This window comes from Streptococcus sp. GMD6S (assembly GCF_000297015.1).
The window spans coordinates 1-5,684 of sequence record NZ_AJRH01000069.1 but is presented as its reverse complement, the minus strand read 5'-3'; the positions used below and the strand labels follow the sequence as shown (position 1 = coordinate 5,684).

Genomic DNA, 5,684 nt, shown 5'->3' with positions numbered 1-5,684 from the left:
CACTCCATCATTTATTTTAACATATTTTTGAAATTCTGTAACTAGTTCAGAAGAAATTTTTCCATTTGTATAAACTTTTGCAACAATTTCCCCTTTTTGAACGGAGTCTCCAACCTTCTTCTCAAAAACAATCCCTGTTTCATAGTCCAAGTCATCAGACTTGATTGCACGACCAGCTCCTAGTCTCATGGCATAGAGGCCAAATTCCATTGCAGGAAGAGCTGAAATAACACCCGTATCTTGAGCTGGAATTTCCACCACATGGGCAACTTTGACGGGGCGATAGAGATCTTCTAAATCACCGCCTTGTGCTGTTACCATTTCTTCAAACTTAGCCAGTGCTTGGCCATTTTCCAGGTGTTGACGGATTTCCTCGATCGTTTTCTCAACATCAGCCAATCCAAGCATAATCTGAGCTAACTCGCAGATAAAGTGACTAATATCTTCTCGACCTTTTCCTTGAAGAATCTCGATTGCCTCAAGGATTTCGAGACGATTGCCAATGGCTCGTCCCAAGGGTTGGCTCATATCGGTAATAACTGCTACCGTCTTTCGACCAACTGCCTTACCAAGATCCACCATGGTTTGAGCCAATTCGCGTGCCTCATCAACCGTCTTCATAAAGGCACCCTCACCGACCGTTACATCTAGCAAAATGGCATCCGCTCCTGCAGCAATTTTCTTGCTCATCACCGAACTCGCAATCAAAGGAATCGTGTCGACAGTTGCGGTCACATCTCGGAGGGCATAGAGAAGTTTATCTGCTTTAACCAGCTGATCTGACTGCCCAATGACAGATACACCAATGTCCTGTACCTGACGAATGAAATCCTCTTGACTTCGCTCGACTTGGTAGCCCTTAATGGATTCCAATTTATCAATTGTCCCACCAGTATGGCCGAGACCTCGACCACTCATCTTAGCAACAGGCACGCCGAAACTCGCAACAAGGGGAGCCAAAATCAAGGTCACCTTATCACCTACACCACCAGTCGAATGCTTGTCAACTTTAACCCCATCAATAGCTGACAAATCAAACTCCTGACCTGTTTTAACCATATTCATCGTCAGATCAGAAATCTCACGTGTGGTCATTCCTTTAAAATAAACAGCCATAGCAAAAGCAGACATTTGATAATCTGGAACAGTTCCAGCCACATAGCCTTCTACCAACCATTTGATTTCAGCCGTAGTCAGTTCTTGACCATCTCGTTTCTTTTGGATTAAATCAACTGCTCTCATTCTTTCACACTTCTAAGGATATAATATCCCTTATCTTTCTTTACAATTTCACAACTTCCAAAAACGTCTTCCATCTTATTTCTAGCACTTGGAGCCCCTTGTTTTTTCTGAATGACGATGGTTAAATCTCCTCCGTCTTTCAAGAAATCTCTGCTCTTTTCGATAATCTCATGAACAACCTGTTTGCCCGCTCGAATCGGCGGATTGGAAATAACATGGTCAAACTTCCCTTCAACTTGTTCATAGATATTGGATTGGAAAATCGTTGCTTCTACTTTATTACGTTCAGCATTTTGTCGCGCTAGGTCCAAGGCACGATTATTGATATCGACCATGGTTACCTGAGCTCCATAAGCCTTGGCTAACGACAAACCCAATGGCCCATAACCACAACCCACATCAAGGACCTTCTCTCCTTCATTGACCTCTAGGCACTTAAGCAAGAGCTGACTCCCAAAGTCAACCATTTTCTTGCTGAAAACACCCGCATCCGTCAAAAAGGTCATGTTTTCTCCCAACAACTCCACTCTCAACTCATGAATGTCGTGAGCAGCATCAGGATTTTCTGCATAATACATTTTACTCATAAAACTATTTTACCATAATTTGGCTTGAATTGTAAATCGTTTACAAAGTGATGATCAAATGAAAAAGACTGAAGAATCCTAGTCAAAAAACCTTTTCTTCAATCTCTTTCAATTATTAGAAATACATTACAATCTATCGGGAACTACAAATTATCATAGTCAGGAAAAAACAGTTCGTCTGCAATCGGGCGCATTTTTATTACTATTTCTTAACCTTAAAATACTTTATTATCAACAAGATTCCCAATATGATGTTTAGATAAAAACCCAACTGATAAGTTTGTGTCAAGATTTCCAAACTTGTCCAAAGTCGTATCAAATCTTCTAGTGACATACGGAATAGATATCCTTCTGTAGCAATCCACAAAATCAAAAATAGATAACTACCAGCAGCAAGCCATTTCATCCACCGTTTTTTTAGTAGCCAAGCAATCAAGAGCGAACAGATAAAGACAACTGTTACAATGGCATGTTCCATCAAAAAAGTAAAACCGTAATAGATTTCCACAAAGCGTCTACCATTATCCGCATTCGCTCCTTTTATAAAAGGTAAGGAAAAACTGAGAATAAAACAGAGTTCCAATATATAACTTTTTAATATTTTCATGACACACCTCCTATAAGTTGCGAACCCAAAAGCTCACTTTTAATAACTGATAAGTCTTCAGAAACCATTCCCTATCTCATCATTAAATTATTCAACCTCCATCTACCTCTATTATACGATATTGACTTACTACCATCAAGAAACCGCTTTATCTTTTTAGCTTTTTATGGTATGATAAACAAAATATCTAGGGGAAAACAAATGACCAACGAATTTTTACATTTTGAAAAAATCAGTCGCCAGACTTGGCAATCATTGCATCGCAAAACAACCCCTCCCTTGACAGAGGAAGAGTTAGAATCCATCAAGAGTTTCAATGACCAGATTAGTCTACAGGACGTAACAGATGTCTATCTTCCCCTAGTTCATCTTATCCATATTTACAAGCGCACCAAGGATGATTTGGCCTTTTCAAAAGGAATTTTTCTCCAACGCGAAAGTAAATCTCAGCCTTTTATCATTGGGGTTTCTGGTAGTGTTGCTGTGGGAAAATCAACTACTAGTCGCTTACTTCAGATTCTTTTATCACGTACTCTCCCGGATGCTACTGTAGAATTGGTGACAACTGACGGTTTTCTCTATCCCAATCAAACCTTGATTGACCAAGATATCTTAAATCGCAAAGGTTTTCCTGAAAGTTATGATATGGAAACCTTGCTGAATTTTCTTGACCGCCTAAAGAATGGGCAAGATGTCGATATTCCTGTCTATTCTCATGAAGTGTATGACATCGTTCCTGGAGAGAAACAACGTGTCAAAGCTGCTGATTTTGTCATTGTCGAAGGCATCAATGTCTTTCAAAACCCTCAAAATGAGCGCCTTTACATTACTGATTTCTTTGATTTCTCCATCTATGTGGATGCTGCTGTCGAGGACATTGAAAGCTGGTATCTGGATCGTTTCTTAAAGCTGCTCAGCTTTGCCCAAAATGATCCCAACAGCTACTACCACCGCTTTACGCAAATGCCGATTGGAGAAGTTGAAGCCTTTGCTCACCAGGTTTGGACCAGCATTAATCTCACAAATCTACAAAACTATATCGAACCGACAAGGAATCGTGCTGAGGTTATTCTCCACAAGACTAAAAACCATGAAATCGATGAAATTTACCTAAAAAAATAATTTCCCCTTGTCAAAACATAAGTTTTCAGATATAATAGTATAGTTAGTAAATATGGAGGTAAGAACATTGGCAAACATTAAATCAGCTATCAAACGCGCTGAATTGAACGTTAAACAAAACGAAAAAAACTCAGCTCAAAAATCAGCTATGCGTACTGCTATCAAAGCTTTCGAAGCAAACCCTTCTGAAGAACTTTTCCGTGCTGCTAGCTCAGCTATCGACAAAGCAGAAACTAAAGGTTTGATTCATAAAAACAAAGCAAGCCGCGATAAAGCTCGTCTTTCAGCTAAACTTGCTAAATAAGAAACAGTCCATAGAGGCTGTTTTTTTGTCCTCTAATCAGAAAAGGTAGAAAATGAAAATAACAATCATCGGATATTCTGGAGCTGGCAAGTCAACCCTAGCTGAAAAATTATCAAACTACTACTCTATCCCCAAACTGCATATGGATACACTTCAATTTCAACCTGGTTGGCAAGACAGTGACCGCGAATGGATGTTGACCGAGATGAAGAACTTTCTCACAAAGCACGAAGCTTGGGTCATCGACGGCAACTACTCTTGGTGTTGCTATGAAGAAAGAATGCTGGAAGCTGACCAAATCATCTTTCTCAACTTTTCCCCATGGACTTGTCTCTTTCGAGCCTTTAAACGGTATCTCACATACCGAGGTAAAGTCAGAGAAAGTATGGCAGCAGGCTGTCCTGAACGCTTTGACTGGGAATTTATCCGATGGATTCTCTGGGATGGGCGGACAAAGAATGCCAAAGAACGTTATCAACGGATTCAAGAAACCTATCCAGATAAAGTAATTGTTCTCCGGTCGCAAAAGGAGATGGACCACTTCTTAGAAAATCTCGCACATAACAAGAAAAACCAACGTGTATAACGTTGGTTTTTTGCTATTAGCCAATCACACTTCCGTTTGGTACAGCTGGATCAACTGTGAGAAGGGTTAATTTACCATCATGTTCAGCTGAGAGAATCATCCCTTGGCTGACATATTTTTTCATCATTTTACGTGGTTTGAGGTTGGCAACGATTTGTACTTTCTTGCCGACCAATTCTTGTTCGTTTGGATAGTATTTCGCAATACCAGAAAGGATTTGACGATCTTCACCATCTCCAGCATCTAAGCGGAATTGAAGCAACTTATCAGAACCTTCCACTTTAGACACTTCTTTGACTTCTGCGACACGTATTTCAACCTTATCGAAGTCTTCAAACTTGATTTCTTCCTTGTTTAGTTTGAGTTCGACTTCATCTGGATTCCATTCTTTCTCAACGGCTGGCTTGTTGCCTTCCATTTGTTCCTTGATATAGGCGATTTCTTCTTCCATTTCGAGACGTGGGAAGATTGGTGTTCCTTTGGCAACTACTGTTACACCTGCAGGGAAATCAGCTAGGCTCAAGTTTTCAAGGCTAGAAACTTCTGCTAGACCAAGTTGTATCAAGACTGCACGACTGGTTTCCATCATAAATGGCTCAATCAAGTGAGCTACGACACGAAGGCTAGCTGCCAAGTGGCTCATCACACTTGCCAATTGGTCACGGTGCGCTTCGTCCTTAGCCAGTACCCATGGAGCTGTCTCATCGATGTATTTATTAGTACGTGAGATGAGGATCCAGACTGCTTCAAGTGCACGTGGATAGTCAACTGCTTCCATGTAGGTATTGTAGTCAGCGATTGATTGTTCTGCCACTTGAGCAAGTTCATTGTCAAAGTCTGTTACACCTTCTACATAGGCAGGGATTTGACCATCAAAGTACTTGTTAATCATTGAAACCGTACGGTTGAGGAGGTTTCCGAGGTCATTCGCTAATTCATAGTTGATACGCCCTACATAGTCCTCTGGAGTGAAGGTTCCGTCTGAACCGACTGGAAGGCTACGCATGAGGTAGTAACGAAGTGGATCGAGGCCATAGCGTTCTACTAACATTTCAGGATAAACGACATTCCCTTTAGACTTAGACATCTTGCCGTCTTTCATGACAAACCAACCATGAGCAATCAAACGGTCAGGTAATTTAACATCCAACATCATAAGAAGGATTGGCCAATAGATGGAGTGGAAACGAAGGATGTCTTTTCCAACCATATGGAAGACTGTTCCGTTCCAGAACT

General features: G+C 40.7%; 7 protein-coding genes. 3 read left to right on the top strand and 4 right to left on the bottom strand.

Annotation, left to right across the window (positions count from 1 at the left end):
* The 3 genes from GMD6S_RS07945 to GMD6S_RS07935 all read right to left on the bottom strand — a co-directional run.
* Window positions 1–1,242, bottom strand: a 1,242-nt coding sequence (locus tag GMD6S_RS07945; RefSeq protein ID WP_001202984.1) for a pyrimidine-nucleoside phosphorylase, incomplete at its 3' end; no start/stop codon positions are given.
* The gene (locus GMD6S_RS07940) at window positions 1,239–1,829 is read right to left on the bottom strand and encodes a class I SAM-dependent methyltransferase (protein WP_008293752.1); all 591 of its coding nucleotides are present in this window, start codon (window positions 1,827–1,829) and stop codon (window positions 1,239–1,241) included. The genes GMD6S_RS07940 and GMD6S_RS07945, both read right to left, overlap by 4 nt.
* A gap of 202 nt (window positions 1,830–2,031) precedes the next feature.
* Entirely contained in the window at window positions 2,032–2,436 is a 405-nt protein-coding gene (locus tag GMD6S_RS07935; RefSeq protein ID WP_000698119.1) for a hypothetical protein, read from the bottom strand.
* A 201-nt stretch (window positions 2,437–2,637) separates the two neighbouring features.
* Between GMD6S_RS07935 and coaA the strand changes: the two genes are divergently transcribed.
* The 3 genes from coaA to GMD6S_RS07920 all read left to right on the top strand — a co-directional run bounded on the left by coaA (window position 2,638) and on the right by GMD6S_RS07920 (window position 4,448).
* Window positions 2,638–3,558: a type I pantothenate kinase gene (gene coaA, locus GMD6S_RS07930; RefSeq protein WP_000180520.1), complete on the top strand. Its 921-nt coding sequence runs from the start codon at window positions 2,638–2,640 to the stop codon at window positions 3,556–3,558.
* A gap of 67 nt (window positions 3,559–3,625) precedes the next feature.
* Window positions 3,626–3,862 carry a 30S ribosomal protein S20 gene (rpsT, locus tag GMD6S_RS07925; RefSeq protein WP_001274000.1) on the top strand — a complete coding sequence of 79 codons (237 nt, stop codon included), beginning with the start codon at window positions 3,626–3,628 and terminating at the stop codon, window positions 3,860–3,862.
* Window positions 3,863–3,914: 52 nt separating this feature from the next.
* Window positions 3,915–4,448: a DNA topology modulation protein gene (locus GMD6S_RS07920; RefSeq protein WP_000704757.1), complete on the top strand. Its 534-nt coding sequence runs from the start codon at window positions 3,915–3,917 to the stop codon at window positions 4,446–4,448.
* A 16-nt stretch (window positions 4,449–4,464) separates the two neighbouring features.
* Here the strand turns inward: GMD6S_RS07920 and metG are convergent.
* Window positions 4,465–5,684 (bottom strand): methionine--tRNA ligase subunit beta (metG, locus tag GMD6S_RS07915; RefSeq protein ID WP_000419569.1); only part of this gene is annotated, 1,220 nt, incomplete at its 5' end.

Bases quoted from the DNA above. Each gene is read 5' to 3' on its own strand.
- GMD6S_RS07940 (WP_008293752.1), bottom strand. From the start codon at position 1,829: ATGAGTAAAATGTATTATGCAGAAAATCCTGATGCTGCTCACGACATT.
- GMD6S_RS07935 (WP_000698119.1), bottom strand. From the start codon at position 2,436: ATGAAAATATTAAAAAGTTATATATTGGAACTCTGTTTTATTCTCAGT.
- coaA (WP_000180520.1), top strand. From the start codon at position 2,638: ATGACCAACGAATTTTTACATTTTGAAAAAATCAGTCGCCAGACTTGG.
- GMD6S_RS07920 (WP_000704757.1), top strand. From the start codon at position 3,915: ATGAAAATAACAATCATCGGATATTCTGGAGCTGGCAAGTCAACCCTA.